This is a genomic window from Micromonospora sp. WMMD980 (genome assembly GCF_029626035.1).
Classification (GTDB): domain Bacteria; phylum Actinomycetota; class Actinomycetes; order Mycobacteriales; family Micromonosporaceae; genus Micromonospora.
Map to the genome: position 1 here is coordinate 5207027 of NZ_JARUBE010000003.1, position 16854 is coordinate 5223880.

Here is a 16854-nt window from a genome sequence, read left to right on the forward strand (position 1 = left end):
CGGACGGCGGCCCAGGGGTGGCGGCTTGCGCGCAGCGGACACAACCAGCGACGGCGTGGCGCTCACATCCCTGCTCAGATGCTCTGTCGAGGTCGTCGAGGGCCGTGTCGTGACCGTCGGTCGGCGGTAGCGAGCCGCGCCTTTCGGTCGAAGCCTGCTGTCCGTTGACAGCGAAGTTGAACCGTGTTGGTCGTCGTGACCAGGGACGGTTCATCTTCGATGGCAAAGAAGTTGGTTCGCGTGCTCAGATGTGGCCGTCGGGCTTGAGATCTGTGCCACCGAATCTGAACCTGATCGTGGTGTTGGCCGTCGCGCTGCGACCGGGTTAGGGAGCGTTCGGGTTCGGTCGTTGACGGGTTCGGCTGCCGATGGAGTGCTGGCGGTGTTCGCGGGAGACGTAGTCACGGACGGTGTGATACGAGGTCTCGGCGTGGTGGTCGTCGACGAGGCGCTGCCAGATGGACACGATCGTGATGTCTGGTTCGGTGGTGATCATCTGGTCGATGTGGGGGCGGAGCCGATCCAGGATGGGGTTGCTGTAGGTGCTCTGCGCTTTTGGTGTGGCTGGTTCCGGTGCCCGGCCGGTGAGGGCTTGCTCGACGACTGCGGGGTCGGTGAGGAACTGGCTGGCCAGTGCGGTGATGAGGTCGTGGCCGGCTGCGTGTGCGCGAATCGCGGTGAACAGTTCGGCTCTGCTGAGTAGGAATTGGGCGGATGCGGTGTCGGCGGGGTCAGCGCGGGCGCGGTTGACGTAGTTGCGGACGGTCCAGTAGGAGACCGTCAGGGCCTGCTCGGCTTGCAGCTGCTGCCAGATCGACCAGATCGTCGCCGTCGGGTTCTGGGCGATGAGGTGGTCGAGGTGGCCGGCGACGTGGTTCAGCACGGGGTTGTTCCATGGGCTGCGGTTGTGGTGGCGGGGCCCGGTCTGGTTCGTTAGCGCTCGGATGATCGTGCGTCGCGGGACCGCGAATTGCCTGCTCAGTCGGTTGACGGTTTCGTCTGCGCCGGCTGCGCGGCGCAGGGCCGAGGGCAGGCCCGCCGGATCGTGGGGTTCCCGCGTGACGGGCGTCGCGTCGGTTGGCCGCGGTGTGCGCAGTGGGGGGCCGGGCGCTGCCGGTCGGAGGGCGGGCATCACCCGGGTGAGCTCGTCGGTCGTGCGGCCTGTCACGGCCGCCAGGCGTGAGACCTGGAGACCACCAACGGTTCCCGGCGTGGAACTGAGATAGGTGCGCAGGTAGCTGGGGCGCAGGTGGTTGGCGGTGGCTAGACGCCGCAGGAACGACTCTGGGCTTTCCCCTGGGCTCAGCGCAACGTGCCGGGGTAGCCGCTGCGGACGGTCGGGCGTGGTGTCGCGGCTCATGGGATCGGGGCGGTTTGCCTGCTCGCGGGCTGGCGGGGTCTGCGGGTGGCCCTGCTGGCGGCGGTCTGCGCGGCGATGTCGATCTGGATGGAGTCCAGGCTGCGGCGGGTGATGCGTTCGGTGCCGTCGAGGACGGCTTGGACCGCGGCGCCGCGGATGAGCCTCAGCAGGCTGCCGATCATGCCGCTTGTGCGTTGGTGCAGGTAGTCGCCCAGGCCGGTGAGGGTGTCGGGGTGGTGGCGGTGCAGGCGGAGGCTGTCTTCCAGGACGGCGATGAGCCCGGTCCAGTGCTCGCCGGGTGCGAACGCCTCGGTGCGGATCATGCTGAAGCGTCCGGCGATCTGCTCGCCGCGGGTGCCGGCCAGCAGACCGGCGCGTTCGACGTCGATGCCGGCGTAGACGAATGTGGCGGGGATGCGTTCGGAGAAGTACTTGAGCATGTCGGAGGCCTCGGCGCCGGTGCGGGTGGCCAGGGCGAGGTTGTGTATCTCGTCGACGGCCATCAGAGCGGTGCGCGCGTCGATGCAGACCCCGCAGACGGCCTCGATGATGTCGGTGATGTTCGCTCGTGGGGCCGTGGGCAGGCCGAGGAACCGGGCGAACTCGATCGCGATCATCTTCGCCGTCGCGGCCGGTGGGACGGTGATGTAGACGGTCGGAATGTCACCGGCGGATTCAGGGCGGCGTCCCCGGTGGATGACGTCGAGGGTTTTGCCCAGTTGCGTCAGGGCGGTGGTCTTGCCGGTGCGGGCGGCCCCGGACAGGATCAGTCCGCTGCGGCCGGAGTGGGCGTTGCGGTTGAGGTAGGTAAGGCGGCGTCCCTCGGTGATGACCTGCCGGATCGTGGGTGTGGCCACCACCAGCAGGTAGGCGTGATAGTTCAGGCGCCGCTCGTCGTAAGTCAGGCGATCGTGGTCGGACAGCTGGTTCCAGTCCCGCTCAGGGAGCAACTTCGACGCGACCGGGGCCTCCTGCACGAACGCCCGCCAGCCGGCCAGGGTGGTCAGCTGCCGGTGCGTGCCGTCGTCGGAGTTTTGGGGCCGGGCGGTCACCAGCGTTTCTTCGCTTCCTCGTGAGCGTCGAACACTCCCAGCGGGATCACCGGGGCGATCGGGCCGGTGTCCTCGCCGTCCGCCTCGTCCTGAGCGCCGTCGAAGGGCGGCGACGGCAGAGGGACGGCAGGGGTCGCGGCGCGGGTGCGGGCGACGACCCGCCTGTCTCGCCGCGAGGGCGCGGCAGCAGCGGAAGACTCAGGCGGTCCGCGATGCGCGCGTTGCAGCAGGGCGTTGACCGCGTCGGCGAGCTCGGCCTCGGTGGCCTCCGGCAGGCCCTTGCGGACGTGGTCCCAGGCGAGTTCCCCGAACGGACTGATGACCCTGTCCAGGTGTTTCCAGCCCGCCCGGATCCAGCCGCCGGCCGGGTCACGCACCCAGACCCGGGACACGTCGTAAGGGTCGTAGTGAATCTCCCACCGGTCGTTCTTGGCCGTCACCCCGGAGGGCTGCCCGCGCAGCGGGTTGAGCGCCTCGGCGTCGTAGGTGCGGTAGTTGATTCGGATGCCGTAGGCGTTGATCGCCTGCCAGCGGGCCGGTAGCAGCTCGATGTAGTCGGCGCCGGACAGCGCCACCGGGACGTAGCCGGCCGCTTCGATCAGCGCCGCGTACTTCTCGTTCGGGGTGAACGCCCGCCCCGGGCTGACCGGATCCCGCAGGCCGTCATGCGGCCGGTTCTGCCATGCCGCGACGATCCACTCGTCGAGTAGTTCCTGCAGCTCAAGCAGCGACCACAACGGTCCGTCCTCGACCTTGCGTCCGCGACGTTCGGCGTTCGCGCCCGTGTAACCGGCGACGAACTGCGTGAACCCGGTCGCGACCGACGCCAGCATCCGCTCGATGTGGGGTTTGTCGGTCGGCGTTGCCTTATGCGCCGGCTGGAAGTTGATCCCCAGGAACCGGCAGGACGCCCGGAAGTTGTGCGACACGAACACCTTGCCGTGATCACACACGATCGTCTCCGGAACGATCACCGGACGGGCAGCGGCGTGTTCCAGCCGCTCATCGATGCTCAGCAGCCGCTGGTGCGGCAGCACCGAACGGGACATCCGCAGCGCGTCGACCCACCCCGGACGCATCGGCTCGGGCGTCACCGTGCGCGCCAGCAGCACCGACGCGTCCACCGCCTTCGTCGTCGGACGCAACACCGCGGCGGTGACCGTGCGGGTCGCGACATCGATCATGCCGGTCAGCTCCACCCGGCCGACCACCCCGTCATCGAGCAGGACCAGCACGTCCAGTGGGGTCGAGTCGATCTGCATCAGCTCACCCGGTGCGGAAACCGTCACCTGCCCGAACGGCCCGTCCGGGCGGTTGGCCAACGACCGGCGGGTGCGCGCAGCCCCGGTCACGTGCTTGCCCGCGGCGAGCTTGTCGAACAGCCGGTAGAGCGTGCGCTGCGACGGCACCACCACCGCATCACCGCGGGCGGCGAGCAGCTGCTCGGTGCGCCAGAGCACGAAACCGGCCGTGCGTGAGGACGCGTCCGTGGTCTCGGCGATCGCCGCGCGCATCGCTTCCACCACCGCCTCGTCCACCCGCCCGAACACCGGCGTGCGCCGCGCCGCCCGCTGATCAACCAGCCCGAACAACCCCTGCGCCTGATAACGCAGCCGATACCGACGCACCGTACTAATCGCCGCCGGGCAACCAGCGGCGTTCAGCTCGGCCACCTTCGCCCGCTCCCTGCGGGCCAGCGACTGCACCACCGGGTCATACTCCGGACGCGGCCCCTCGCCGACGTCACCGTCACGACGGCGGCCATGCAGCACTTCCAGAATGTGCTGCTCCCACCAGAGCGCCTGCTCGAGCACGGCAGCCGGGACATCCTCCAACTGGCCAGCCGCCGGCACCACCGCCGGCGCTCCCGCGCCGACCACGGCGAAACCCGGTGACGCCTGCAACACCGCCAACGGCACCGTGCTGACCACGCCCATCGCATCGGCCAGCCGGACCGCCGGCCCCGCGACACCGACCACCGTCAACACCGCCCCGTCGACCCGGACCCGATCACCAGGCCCCAACCTTCCCCGCCCGGTCACCGCAGGGCCCCGCCCTGGGCGGCGACGCTCACCAGGCTGCCCGGATGCAACAACTCGATCTCCAGATCAACCCGAAGCACCCGCCACCACAGCAGGTGGAACAGCACCGGCAGCACCGCGAGCCGGTCACCGACCTCCGCGGCGGCCTCGAACAACGGCCTCGGCCGCTGACACACCTCACCCAACCGGTCCGCCAGATCGATGTCCTGGCCGCACCGGGGATGCCGATACCGCGACAACCACCGCACGTTACTCAGCAACACACCAGGTAGCACCCCAACCCGGCGGAACTCCCACCCCACCTGCGCGCAAGCCCACGCCGTCACGGCGAACGCCTCTTCGTCAGCAGGTGCGACTCGCTCGTCCGGCCGCACATCGATCACCACGCCGGTCCCGTCCACGCTCCGCGCGAAGTAGTCGGGCGCGTGCCGACGCGACCGCGTCCCGTCCGACCAGTGCAACCAGAACGGCTGCGACGCGACACCCACCACCTCCTGGTCGAAGTCCAGCAACATCACATGGTCACGTTCGAGCCAGGACTCGTAGCCCACGTGCCGGCCCGTCGTGGCCGACCACCACCACCCGGCGAAATCCCGCCGACCCCTCGACCAGCGGAAACGCCGCACCGGCTCAACGTCCTCGAACGCCATCGCCCGGCACGCCAGCAACGGCTCACGCTGCCGCCCGGCGGCACCGACGAACTCCAGCACCACCTCCTGCTGGCCGGGCTCCACCGCCACAGACCGAGCCAATCCCACCATCCACTCCAGACTCGATCACCGGGGTGGGCCAACTGTAGTGGCAGAAAATCCATCCGAACCAGATTCGATGGCAAGGAGTTCAACTTCGCTGGCAACGGACACCTGCGCAGGGGGTATTCGGGGGCTGAGCTGCGGTGTGAGCCGGTGTGAGCGGTCGGGGGGCTAATGGGTGCCTCGCCGTCGCCGAAAGCGGCGGCGGTCACCGACTCGTGAGGAGTACCTCGTCATGACCGCGACCCCTACCGATTGGCCGGACTCGCCGTTGAACGCCGCTCAGGTGGCGTTCGAGGCGCTGACCGGCGACCCCGACCCGCTGACCATCGACTGCGACCTGGTCAATCCCGACGGCGACCTCAACGTGCCGGCGGGTGTGCTACCGCTGACGCAGGTGCGGGATTGGCTGCTGGAGCACCCGCGCGACGTGCAGGCACGCGACGCCGTGTGGGCGGAGCTCATCCGCCAGGCCCGCCTGGACGGTCCCGAGTGGGTCATCGCCGCGGTCGGCATGGCGATGCCCGTGCTGCGCCGCTACACCCGCCAGCTCGCCGCCAGCTACGGCGGTGACCTCGACGACCTCGAGGCGGAGATCCTCGCGGGATTCCTGGCCGCGCTACGCGACCGGGTGGACCTCGCCCAACCTGCTCCCTACGCGGCGTTGTGCCGGTTCGGGTGGCGGGCCGGGTTCACGCTGCGCCAGCAGGCCTCGGAGTACACCACGGTCGACGACGTCGAGCACGTCACCGGCCCGCGCACACCGCGGATGCCCTACGGGCATCCGGACGTGCTGGTCAACCGGGCGGTGCGGCTTGGGGTGATCGACGCCGAGGACGAATTCCCGTGGATTGAGGTGCGCCTGGGCCGCAAATCGGTCGAGAAGGTTGCCGCTGGTCTGGGTATTACCGCTGCGGCGATGCGGATGCGGCACGGTCGCATCGACACCCGCATCGCCGAGGCCCTCGCCAGCGGCGTGCTCACCGGCGTGGCATCCCCGCAAGCAGCCCAGAACCTCGCCGCGCAGGCCAGCCGGCGCGCGAACCTGCGCGCGGCCCGGCAGCACCGCCGCAACCCGGGCCGCCCGACGAGCGGGGCTGCCGGGCAGGGGGCAGCCGCCGCCTGAGCGCGCCATGGTAGCGCCCGATGGCGCCCGCACCGGCCAGTCCGGTGCGGGCGCCGCTGCCGCTCCGCCACCCCGCCAAAGCCCGACCGGCGGGCGGCGCGAGGGGGCGGCCCGCAGCCGCGATCCTTGCCGGGCATCAGCGAGCCGCGACACCTCGCACGCGACTGGAGCCTCCCGCCGTCGGGCGGACGCTGTGAGCGCGTACCCGCAGGTCGGATGCGGTGGCGGGTGAACTGTCGGCGGTGGCGGTGAGTGCGTGTGAGTCGCGGTGAGCGGGTCAGGCGTTCGCTGGAGCACACAAACGCGGCTTTATAAGAGTCAGCGCACTGCATGCGCGGCGCGGAGCCGACACCTGATGAGCGAGCACACGCCGCAGCACCACACCGTCCCCGTCCACCCGCTCGGCCCGCCCGTGGCCGACCCGACCCTGATCGACGTAGTCGCCGGCGAACCGCCGGTACCGGTCACCGTGTGGCGCACCGCCGAGGACCCGACCGACACCGGCCGCAGCGTCGGCGCACGACTGGCCTACCGGCTCGTGGCCGCCTACACCCGTCCCGGTGAGGCCGTCGTCGACCTCACCACCGACCACGCACTCACCGACGTCAGCGCGGCCGGAGGGCGCCGCCACCACCCGGCCTGGTTCACCGAGGTGTCGAGCGTGATCATCGGACCGGTCACCCCAACCGCCCCCCGCGACCCCGCCGCGGTCGACGACGACGGCGACGCGGTGCCCGACATCGCCGCGTGGTTCGGTGACGACCTCACCGACGCCCCGCCCACCGACCTCGTCGAGGCGGGACGCACGTCCGTGGCGGGGAGGACGAGCCTGGTCGTGGCGACCTGGCCGCTGGACCACGACGACGCGGTCAACCGGGTCCGCCTGGCATGGCTCCTGACCGTCTGCGCGCGGCTGCTGCGCCCCGGCGGCTGCCTCGTCCTCGTCGTCACCGGCCCCACCACGACGCCCGCTCCGGAAGACTTCAGCCCCGTCGCCACCGCCGCCGCCCAGGCCGGGCTGGGCTACCTGCAGCACATCGTCGCCGTCACCGCCGACACCGACAGCGACCAGTTCGCCTACTACGCCACCGACGAGGAACTGCTCACCCTCACCCACCCGCGGTGGTTGGCGCACCTGCGGGTCCACGCGGACCTGCTCGTGTTCTCCCCCGTACCGGGCGCACGTCGCCGCGACGGAGGTGAACAGCGTGACTGACCACCCCACCCGCGACCCGGACCAGCCGGACCCCGACGGCGTGCCGCAGGACCGGCAGAGCCACCCCACACCGCCGGAAGGGCTGTCGGTGTGGGCGACCGCGCAGCGCACCGGACCGGTGCAGCGACGAGGCCGCTACGTGCCCGAGTCGGTCAAGCACCCCGCGCGGATGCTCCCGGCAATCGCCGCGCACGCGGTGCACGCCTACACCCAGCCCGGGGACCTCGTCCTGGACCCGATGTGCGGGATCGGCACCACCCTCGTCGAGGCCATCCACGCCGGCCGCGACGCCATCGGCGTCGAGTACGAGCCGCGCTGGTCCAACATCGCCGACGCCAACATCACCCACGCCCACCACCACGGCGCCACCGGCCGCGCATCGGTCATCCGCGGCGACGCCACCCGCCTGTCCGCGCTCCTGCCCGCCGCCCTCACCGGCCAGGTCACGCTGGTGGTCACCTCCCCGCCGTACGGGCCGACCGTGCACGGCCTGGTCCGACCCGGCGAGCACGGGGTGGGCAAGTTCGACAACGCCTACAACGACGGCGCCGACCGCGGCAACCTCGCCTACCGCGACCTCACCGGACTCACCGACGGCTTCGAGCAGATCCTGCGCGGCTGCGCCACGCTGCTGCGACCCGGCGGCACCGTCGTGGTCACCGCCCGACCGTGGCGCAAACAGGGACAGTTGATCGACCTACCCTCGGCCGTCATCGCCGCCGGCATCCGCGCCGGCCTGACCCCCACCGAGCGGTGCGTCGCGCTGCTCGCGGCGGTCCGCGACGGACAACTCATCGCCCGCCCGTCCTTCTTCCAACTGCAGCAAATCCGCAAGGCCCGCTCGCGAGGCACCCCGCTGCACCTGATCACGCACGAGGACGTGCTGATCTTCCGCCAGCCGCCGGACCACTCGGGTTCAGAAATCCTGAACCCCGGCGATGGCGGGGTGATCGCGTGAGCGCACCCATCCACCGCTACCTGAGCCTCGGAGCCGGCGTGCAGAGCTCCACCCTGCTGCTGCTCGCAGCCCGCGGACAGGTCCCGACCTTCGACGCGGCGATCTTCGCCGACACCGGATGGGAACCCGCTCCCGTCTACGCCCACCTGCGTCGCCTGGAGCAACTCGCTGCCGGGGCAGGCATCCCGGTCGTGCGGGTGGCGGCAGGCGACATCCGCCGCGACGCCCTCGACCCGGCCCACCGGTTCGCCAGCATGCCGCTGTTCACCCTCGGTCCCAACGGTGAAAGAGGGGTGGCCCGGCGCCAATGCACGGGCGAGTACAAGATCAAACCGATCAAGGCGGAGGTGCGGCGCCGCCTCGGCTACCCACACCCCGCCCGAGTTCCCGCCGGTGTGATCGCCGAGATGGCGATCGGGATCAGCCTCGACGAGATCGGGCGTGCCCGTGACTCCGACGTCGCCTACATGCGCAACACCTTCCCCCTCCTCGACCTCAGATGGCGGCGCAAGGACTGCCTCGCCTACCTCACCGATCACGGGTTGGCGGACACCCCGCGCAGCGCCTGCGTCGGATGCCCGTTTCGCACCGACGCCGAATGGGCACGGCTGCGCCGCGACGACCCAGCCGGGTGGGACGACGCCATCGCGTTCGACGCCGCGATCCGACACGGCTCGGCGCGTGCCAACGCCGCCGGGCAGACGCTGCGCGGCCAGTTCTTCCTGCACCGCCAGCGCGTCCCCCTCGACCAGGTCACCCTCCGCCCGCGCACCGAGACCGCAACGGACGTGCCGGGCTGCGGGCCGTGGACCTGCCCGCAGCTCGACCCGCCGACGCAGGCGGGCAACGACGCGGTGGCCACGCCGGGACCGGAGGTGCGCCATTGAGCAGCACCTCCCACCCCGGATCGGATCACTGTGCACCGGCTACGGCGGCCTCGACATGGCCGTCGAGCTGGTGCTCGGCGGCCAGCTCACCTGGTACGCCGAAACCGACCGACACGCCGCCGCCGTCTGCGCCCACCACCGGCCCGGCGTGCCCAACCTCGGCGACATCCGCGCCGTCGACTGGAGCGGCGTCGAGCCCATCGACATCCTCACCGCCGGATTCCCCTGCCAGGACATCTCCAACGCCGGCAAACGCGCCGGGATCTCCGGAGAGCACTCCAGCCTGTGGAGCGCCGTCGCCGACGCCATTCGCGCGCTTCGACCGCCGCTCGTGTTCGTGGAAAACGTCGCCGCGCTCCTGCGGCGGGGATTCGACGTCGTCGAAGCCGACCTGGCCGCGATCGGGTACGACACGAGCTGGACGTGCCTACGCGCATCCGACATCGGCGCCGCCCACCGCCGCGACCGGCTGTTCCTGCTCGCCGTACCCGCCGACCAGCTTCGAGGGGGTGCGGACGCTGCCAACACCATGCGCCCGTGACGGCAAAGGACCCGGCCACCAACACGGCCTACCCGACCTGATCGAACCGTCCGGCTCCACCCACGGACTCCTGCCCACACCCACCGCAGCGGGAAGCGGGTCCAACAGATCGCTGTCCGCCGGCGCGACCCGCCGACCGGGCCTGGCCGGCATCGCTCGGCAGCTACTGCCCACGCCAACCGCGGGAGGCGGCACCGGCTACATGAGCGGAACCAACCGCGACACCTGGCGACCGACGCTCGAATCAGCCGTCCGCGGCTACCAACCACACCCCGGAGGCAAGCCATCTGAGCCGCGCCTTCTGCTCCCCACCCCGCGAGCCAGCGACACCGGCACCCCCGGACGCAAAGCGGGAGCCGGGTTCCGGCCGCCGCTGTCACAGGTTCTGCTACCCACGCCCCGCGCCACCGACGGAACGAAAGGCTGCCCCGGGCAGCGCGGCTCGCACGGCGACCTCACGCTGCCCTCGGCGGCGGTGCGGGTGCCCGCGCGTACCCTGCCGACCCCGCGCGCGTCCGACGCCCGAGGGCCTGGCCGGCATGGCGACGGCGGCGCGGACCTGCGCACCACCGTCGCAGGCCTCGGCGATCTCGACACCAACCGGTGGGGCGACTACGCCGCCGCCGTCGCCCGCTGGGAACTGCTCGTCGGCCGCCCAGCCCCCGACGCGACCCAGGCCGGACAACACGGCAAACCCGTGCTCGCCCCACCGTTCGTGGAGTGGCTCATGGGCCTCAACCAGCACTGGGTGACCGCACCGGAACTGGCGTTGCCGCGTACCGGCGCGCTGCGGGTCCTGGGCAACGGCGTCGTCCCGCAACAGGCCGCAGCCGCGCTGCGGCTGCTGCTGTGCCCGCACCGCTGGCAGGTGCCCTCATGACCGAAGAGCGATTCCGTACGGCCGAGGGCCTGCGCCGCTACGAGTACCACCAGGAAGGGCCGGTCACCCTCTACCTCGGCGACACCCAGAGGGTGCTGGCCACGATGCCCGATGCGTCCGTGGACTGCGTCGTCACGTCACCGCCGTTCTGGGGCCTACGCGACTACGGCACCGGCCGCTGGAGCGGCGGCAACCCCGATTGCCCGCACAACGCCCGCCGTCGGGTAGATGGCGCAACCTGCCGGCGATGCCCCGCCCGATGGTCCGACCCGCAGTACGGACTCGAACCCACCCTCGACGAATACGTCGACCGACTGGTCGACGTATTCCGCCAGGTGCGGCGCGTGCTCATACCTACCAGCACGTGCTGGCTCAACCTCGGCGACAGCTACAGCAGCGCCTCCGGCGGAGCACCCCAAGCAGGCAGGCCACAACCCGGAGGCCGGCGCCCACCACGCCCCCGCGCGCAGGACAGCATCGCGTCCAAGAACCTCCTCGGCGTGCCCTGGCGGGTCGCGTTCGCATTACAAGCCGACGGCTGGTGGCTGCGCAACGCGATCATCTGGTCCAAGACCAACCCGATGCCCGAGTCCGTCCGTGACCGCCTGTCCACCACCTACGAACTGCTGTTCCTGCTCACCCCGTCACCCACCTACTTCTTCGACCTCGACCCCATCCGGATACCCCTGATCCACCCGACGGCAGCCGACGGATCCCGAGTCATCGGCGGTGCCCGCAAGGGCTCCACCGGTGGGATCGGCGCGACCGCCCGCCGCCGAGGCGCCACCGCCTACGGCAGCAAGTACACCGCCACCGACACCACCGAGCCGCGCGCCGCGGCGGGCAACCTCAAACCGCTCGGACACGCCCACACCGCCACGCACGTCCGGGGCCGCAACCCCGGGGACGTGTGGCGCATCGCCACCCGCCCCTACCGCGGCTCCCACATCGCCCCATTCCCCATCGACCTACCACTACGGGCGATCGCCGCCGGCTGCCCCGCCGGCGGCGTGGTCCTCGACCCGTTCTCCGGCGCCGCCAGCACCGGCCTGGCCGCGATGCACCTCGGCCGGCGCTACCTCGGCATCGACATCGCCGAGCAGTTCCACCGCGAGGCCATCACCCGCCTCCGCCCGTATCTGGCCCAGGACACGAGGTGAGTCTGCGCCTCGTGCCGGTCACCTTCGCCCAGGCCGGCCAGTTCATCACCGACTGGCACCGCCACCACCGCCCGCCCCGAGGACACAAATTCTCGATCGGCATCGCCCAGGACGACGTTCTCGTCGGGGTGGCGGTGGTCGGCCGGCCCGTCGCGCGGATGCTCGACGACGGCCACACCCTCGAAGTCACCCGCGTCGCCGTCGCCGACAGCTTTCCCAACGGGTGCAGCATGCTCTACGGCGCCGCTTGGAGAGCCGCGAAAGCCCTCGGCTACCGACGCCTGGTCACCTACACCCAGCAGGGCGAGTCCGGGGCCAGCCTGCGGGCGGCTGGGTGGCGTGTCATCGCCGCCCGGCCGCCCACGCCCGGCTGGTCCCGCGCTGCCCGACCCCGCAGCGACCACGGCGTCGACCACATCGCCCGACTCCGCTGGCAGCCGCCGCCCTGACCTCGCCACCAGCCGCCCCAACGCCTCGACGGGCGCCCACCCGGGGTGGGCGCCCGTCGAGTTTGCGACGAGGCGCCCACCCGCTGCTGCCACGCAACCCCACCTCCACCATCGAAGGAACGTCCGTTGTCATCCTTGATCTCTGCCATTTCCACTCATCACCTGCTGACGCGGCGTGGTCCCGCCGTGGGAGCGGCGATCGCCACGATCGTCACCGCGAACCTGCTGACCGCCCGCTACGGTCTGGTGCCCGTAGGTTTCGGTTTCACCGCGACCGCCGGCACCGCCAGCGCCTGACTGACCCTGCTGCTGCGCGACGCGGTCCACCAGATCGCCGGCCGCGCGGTCACGCTGCTGTGCATCGCCGCCGGAGCGGCTCTGTGCGCGCAGCTCGCCTCCCCTTGTCTCGCGCTGGCCTCAGCCTGCGTGTTCCTCGATGACGGACCTGTTGGTCTACCAGCGGCTGCGCGCCTACGGCTGGATGTGGGCCGCCCTCGCCTCCACCTGCGTCGGCGCGCCCGTCGACTCCGTGCCGTTCCTCGCCCTCGCCGGACTGCCGATATGGGTCGCGATGCCCGGGCAGGTCTGGGTCAAGACCGTCGCCTGCGCCACCAGCCTCGCCGCCGTCGCCGCCACTCGTCCGCTACTACGCCACCGCCCCCGGCCCTCGTGTCGGTGAGGCCATCCACGCCTGCCACCCCGCGATGATCGCCGCCCCCTCCTCGGGAAACGTCCTGCATGCAGAGCTGGGTTGGTGCACCGACAACGGATGCTTCAACCCCGACCGCTACCCCGGAGACGCCGCGTACCTGCGGTGGCTGTCCCGACGGGCCGACCGCGCCAACCGCTGCGCGTTCGTGTCCGCGCCCGATGTCGTCGCAGACGCCGCCTCCACGCTCCGCTGCAGCGAACCGATGCTCGGCAAGATTCGCGCGGCCGGCTAACCGGCAGCGCTCGTCGCCGAAGACGGCCTAAAGGCACACGCGGTGCCCTGGCACGCCATCGACGCCTTGTTCATCGGCGGTACCACCGCCTGGAAGCTCGGCCCCGACGCCGCGCATCTAGCCGGGCAGGCCCGCCGACGCGGCTTGTGGGTGCACATGGGCCGAGTCAACAGCCTGTGGCGCCTACGCCACGCCACCGCCATCGATGCTCACCGAGGAGAACAAGTGTCTGACTCCTATCGACCCGACAGCCTGCCGCCGACGACCGGTGCGTCGGCGCGTCGCGCCTCGCACAACCCGCGCCAGCAGGACAACCTCACCTGGCCAGTCGTCACCGTACGACCGGCGACGACCCACCTTGCCACCACGACGGTCGCCCAACGACAACGACGGCGGGCAGCGAGTCAACTCGCCGCCGGGCTGACCAACGCCGCCCGGGCCGACCGCCCAGGTTTCTTCCCAGTGCTGGTCCTGACCGCACCGGTAGACGAGATTCCCCAGGCAGCCACGATCATCGACGAGGCCGTACAACTTGTCGCCGCGCCACCGCCCGCTGCTCTACAGGTAGGCCGGAACCTGCGCGGCGACCCCGTTGCTGTCGCACTTCACAGCGACCGGTGGAGCCTCGTCATAGAGACCCACCCAGCGGCGGCGCGCCAACCGGCGGTCAGCTACGCCTTCATCGACGGCTCCGGCGGGCAGGTTCTCGCACTCTGCTTCGACGACCAATGCACCGCACTCGGTGTCGCCTGGGACGAGATGACCCACCACGTCCTGGCGATGACAACCTAACCACCCCGGCCGGCCACACCGAAACCTGTCCGTCCTGCCCGCCACCGGCTACAGCGCAGACCCACGGACAGACCCCCGCGAAGCCGGGCGCGCGGAGCGGGCGCCACGGACACCCGCGCTCTAGGGCGCACCGAGCATCCTGGCCGTGAAGGGGACGCATTCCCGGCATTCTCGGCGTCACCCGAAGCTCCACCCTGCCATTAACTGCCGCGACCCCTGTGCCGGCCCGAGCAGCCCAACCATCTCGGCGCCACCCGCCTCAATGGGTAGGCCCATCACCCACGCGGGCCTACCGCACATCCGCGCACCATGCCACACCGCAGCCGCCCAATTCAGGTCGGCGGCGAGCTTCACCCCTCGTCCTTGAAAGGAAGCATGCCATGACCACGCCCGATCACATCGGCGCCGACCACTCCAGCACGGAAAGCAGGCGACCCGACGGCGCCCTCTGGACCGTCGAACGGATCCACGACCTAGGGCTGATCACCGACATCGCCACTGCGGCGCAAATCTTTGGTCTGTCCCGCGCCACCGCCTATGAACTCGCCAAGCACGACCGGTTCCCGGTCGCGGTGCTGCGGTTCGGCAGCCGGTACCGCGTACCGGTCGCGGCGATCTTGCACGCTCTGCAGCTACCCGCGAGCGATGACCAACCGCCCGATCCGCCTGCGACTTGACCGACCGCCGAAGTCACGCGTCGATCACCCGTACGGAAGTCCGCAGCCACCGGCTGCCCCACAACCCCCAAGGAGCCACAGCACCATGGCGGAAGGATCCATCCACAAGATCTGCACCTGCCGCGACCTCAACGGCAAGAAACTCGGCACACGATGCCCGCAGCTCCGCCGTGCCGGCGGCAATTGGAACTCGCACCACGGCAAGTGGGGATACCAACTCGAACTGCCGAAAAGGACCGACGGGACCCGTCGGTCCCCGCTCCGCCGCCACACCTTCGACGGCCGCGACGACGCCGCGCGAGACCGCAGTCAGGCCATCGCTCTGCTGGCTCTCGCCGGCGACGATACCGCTCTCGCGACCGAGATCGCCGACCTCCTCCAGCAGGTCAAAGCCGGAGCCCCGATGCCTGACCGCGACACCATCACCAAGCGGGTCAACGCCGGCCTTCCCGCCAGCGTCGACATGACCGTCGGCGAATACCTGCGACAGTGGCTGGAATCGCGGCGCAGAATCGAGCCGAGCACGAAGCGCGCCTACGACTGCCAGATCCGAGTGCACCTGATCCCGCACCTCGGCGCGGTCCCCCTGGTGAAGCTACGGGTCGAACACATCTCAGCGATGTTCACCGCGATCACCGACCGCAACACAGCCATAGAGATCGCCCGGCACAGCGAAGACCCGCAGATCCGCGCAACCGTCCGAGGGGTACGGACCACCGGACCGGCGACCATGCAACGCATCCGCGCCGTCCTGCGCAAGGCACTCAACGACGCGATGGCGCGGTCCAACAACCGGCTCATCGGCTTCAACCCAGCCAAGCACGTCGAACTGCCCTCGGGAAAGCAACCCAAACCCCGCGTCTGGACCGCCAAAGCCGTCGCACGGTGGCGCGAGACCGGGGAAAAACCCAGCCCCGTCATGGTGTGGACCCCCGAGCAAGCCGGCATCTTCCTCGACTACGCCCAAGATCACGACATCGCCCTCTATCCGGTGTTCGTGGGCATCATGCACCGAGGGATGCGCCGCGGCGAGGCACTCGGCCTGCGTGACACCACCGTCGACCTGGACGACGCGTTGGTAACCGTCGACCTGCAGCGCACGACCGTCGGCTACGAAGCGGTCGACAAGAAAGTCAAGTCCGAGTCCGGCAACCGCACGTTCGCGCTCGATAGCTTCACCGCCGCCGCGTGGCGCGCCTACCTCGCCCGCCGAGCCCGCTGGCGGCTCGTCTCGGGCAGCAAGTGGCCGGACACCGGATTCTTCTTTGTGCAGCCAAACGGCGAGAAGTGGCACCCGGACACCGTCAGCAAGCGCTTCGACAGCCTGGTACGCGATGCCGGCCTGCCACCGGTCCGACTGCACGACCTGCGGCACTGCGCCGCGACCTACCTGAAAGCCTCCGGCGCCGACCTCACCGACGTCAAAGAACTACTCGGGCACTCCACCATCACGATCACCAGCGACACCTACACCTCCGTCATCGTCGAACTCGAAGTCGAACGCGATAAAGCCGAAGCCGCCGCCGCGCTGGTTCCCCGCCGCCCACGGGCCGCCTGACCGATACGACCAACCCAGACAGGACATCCCGCTCCGCGACACGGTCACCGCACATCTAACGGCGGGGCCCGCCCGCACCACACCACGCGGCCAGACTGGGTTGACCAAGGACAGCGTCGGATGCGGCCGGCCACCCTAGGGCCGGCCGCATCCGGATCGCCACCTTCGCGGAAGCTGGGCCATACCTACCGCCAACCCACGATCACCCGCCTCATCCCGTGCAGCCCACAAGATTGGCTCAGGGCCGTCCTTGGGTTACGGCTGGTGACAAGACCGACACTGCTCATCCGGCCACGCTCCTGCGCCTGCGCGGCGAGCACCAGCAGCCCGCAAGTGATCACTCATATTCGTCAGGCTAGGCGATACCCACGGAGGGATCGAAGTTCTCACGGCTGACAGACGGTGACTTAGCGCGATCCGCCGCGACGCAAAGCGACTACATCTACACTCATCAAGAAGA

General features: G+C 70.4%; 18 protein-coding genes. 14 read left to right on the forward strand and 4 right to left on the reverse strand.

The window, feature by feature from the left end; all coding sequences use genetic code 11:
- Positions 1–325 precede the first annotated feature (325 nt).
- The 4 genes from O7618_RS24480 to O7618_RS24495 are packed head-to-tail and all read right to left on the reverse strand — an operon-like array spanning position 326 to position 5194.
- Entirely contained in the window at positions 326–1360 is a 1035-nt protein-coding gene (locus O7618_RS24480; RefSeq protein WP_278105932.1) for a hypothetical protein, read from the reverse strand.
- Positions 1357–2412 carry an ATP-binding protein gene (locus O7618_RS24485; protein WP_278105930.1) on the reverse strand — a complete coding sequence of 352 codons (1056 nt, stop codon included), beginning with the start codon at positions 2410–2412 and terminating at the stop codon, positions 1357–1359. The genes O7618_RS24480 and O7618_RS24485 overlap by 4 nt, the downstream gene beginning before the upstream one ends.
- Positions 2409–4391: a Mu transposase C-terminal domain-containing protein gene (locus tag O7618_RS24490; RefSeq protein ID WP_278105929.1), complete on the reverse strand. Its 1983-nt coding sequence runs from the start codon at positions 4389–4391 to the stop codon at positions 2409–2411. The genes O7618_RS24485 and O7618_RS24490 overlap by 4 nt, the downstream gene beginning before the upstream one ends.
- Before the next feature lie 59 nt (positions 4392–4450).
- Positions 4451–5194 carry a TnsA-like heteromeric transposase endonuclease subunit gene (locus O7618_RS24495; protein WP_278105928.1) on the reverse strand — a complete coding sequence of 248 codons (744 nt, stop codon included), beginning with the start codon at positions 5192–5194 and terminating at the stop codon, positions 4451–4453.
- A gap of 247 nt (positions 5195–5441) precedes the next feature.
- Between O7618_RS24495 and O7618_RS24500 the strand changes: the two genes are divergently transcribed.
- From O7618_RS24500 to O7618_RS24565, 14 genes are all read left to right on the forward strand, one after another.
- Complete coding sequence (locus O7618_RS24500; protein WP_278108471.1) at positions 5442–6332, forward strand: hypothetical protein; 891 nt, start codon at positions 5442–5444, stop codon at positions 6330–6332.
- A 355-nt stretch (positions 6333–6687) separates the two neighbouring features.
- Positions 6688–7548, forward strand: coding sequence for a hypothetical protein (locus O7618_RS24505; RefSeq protein ID WP_278108472.1), 861 nt, complete (start codon positions 6688–6690; stop codon positions 7546–7548).
- Between the two features lie 40 nt (positions 7549–7588).
- Positions 7589–8506: a DNA methyltransferase gene (locus tag O7618_RS24510; protein ID WP_278110136.1), complete on the forward strand. Its 918-nt coding sequence runs from the start codon at positions 7589–7591 to the stop codon at positions 8504–8506.
- Positions 8503–9393 carry a hypothetical protein gene (locus O7618_RS24515; RefSeq protein ID WP_278108473.1) on the forward strand — a complete coding sequence of 297 codons (891 nt, stop codon included), beginning with the start codon at positions 8503–8505 and terminating at the stop codon, positions 9391–9393. The genes O7618_RS24510 and O7618_RS24515 overlap by 4 nt, the downstream gene beginning before the upstream one ends.
- 28 nt (positions 9394–9421) lie before the next feature.
- Positions 9422–9934, forward strand: a complete 513-nt coding sequence (locus tag O7618_RS24520) for a DNA cytosine methyltransferase (RefSeq protein ID WP_278110137.1) — start codon at positions 9422–9424, stop codon at positions 9932–9934.
- A 481-nt stretch (positions 9935–10415) separates the two neighbouring features.
- A complete protein-coding gene (locus tag O7618_RS24525; protein WP_278108474.1) occupies positions 10416–10814 on the forward strand; it encodes a hypothetical protein in 399 nt (132 codons plus the stop codon).
- Complete coding sequence (locus O7618_RS24530; protein ID WP_278108475.1) at positions 10811–11974, forward strand: site-specific DNA-methyltransferase; 1164 nt, start codon at positions 10811–10813, stop codon at positions 11972–11974. Before O7618_RS24525 ends, O7618_RS24530 begins: the two co-directional genes overlap by 4 nt.
- The gene (locus O7618_RS24535; protein ID WP_278108477.1) at positions 11971–12423 is read left to right on the forward strand and encodes an XF1762 family protein; all 453 of its coding nucleotides are present in this window, start codon (positions 11971–11973) and stop codon (positions 12421–12423) included. Before O7618_RS24530 ends, O7618_RS24535 begins: the two co-directional genes overlap by 4 nt.
- 126 nt (positions 12424–12549) lie before the next feature.
- On the forward strand, positions 12550–12720 hold the full coding sequence (locus O7618_RS24540; RefSeq protein WP_278108478.1) for a hypothetical protein: 171 nt from the start codon (positions 12550–12552) through the stop codon (positions 12718–12720).
- A 139-nt stretch (positions 12721–12859) separates the two neighbouring features.
- Positions 12860–13102 (forward strand): hypothetical protein, encoded by a 243-nt coding sequence (locus O7618_RS24545; protein WP_278108479.1) that lies wholly within the window; start codon positions 12860–12862, stop codon positions 13100–13102.
- 25 nt (positions 13103–13127) lie between these two features.
- Positions 13128–13367: a hypothetical protein gene (locus tag O7618_RS24550; RefSeq protein WP_278108480.1), complete on the forward strand. Its 240-nt coding sequence runs from the start codon at positions 13128–13130 to the stop codon at positions 13365–13367.
- A gap of 42 nt (positions 13368–13409) precedes the next feature.
- Positions 13410–14159 (forward strand): hypothetical protein, encoded by a 750-nt coding sequence (locus tag O7618_RS24555; protein WP_278108481.1) that lies wholly within the window; start codon positions 13410–13412, stop codon positions 14157–14159.
- Between the two features lie 380 nt (positions 14160–14539).
- Complete coding sequence (locus tag O7618_RS24560; protein ID WP_278108482.1) at positions 14540–14836, forward strand: helix-turn-helix domain-containing protein; 297 nt, start codon at positions 14540–14542, stop codon at positions 14834–14836.
- Between the two features lie 85 nt (positions 14837–14921).
- Positions 14922–16394 (forward strand): tyrosine-type recombinase/integrase, encoded by a 1473-nt coding sequence (locus O7618_RS24565; protein ID WP_278108483.1) that lies wholly within the window; start codon positions 14922–14924, stop codon positions 16392–16394.
- The last annotated feature ends 460 nt before the right edge of the window (positions 16395–16854 follow it).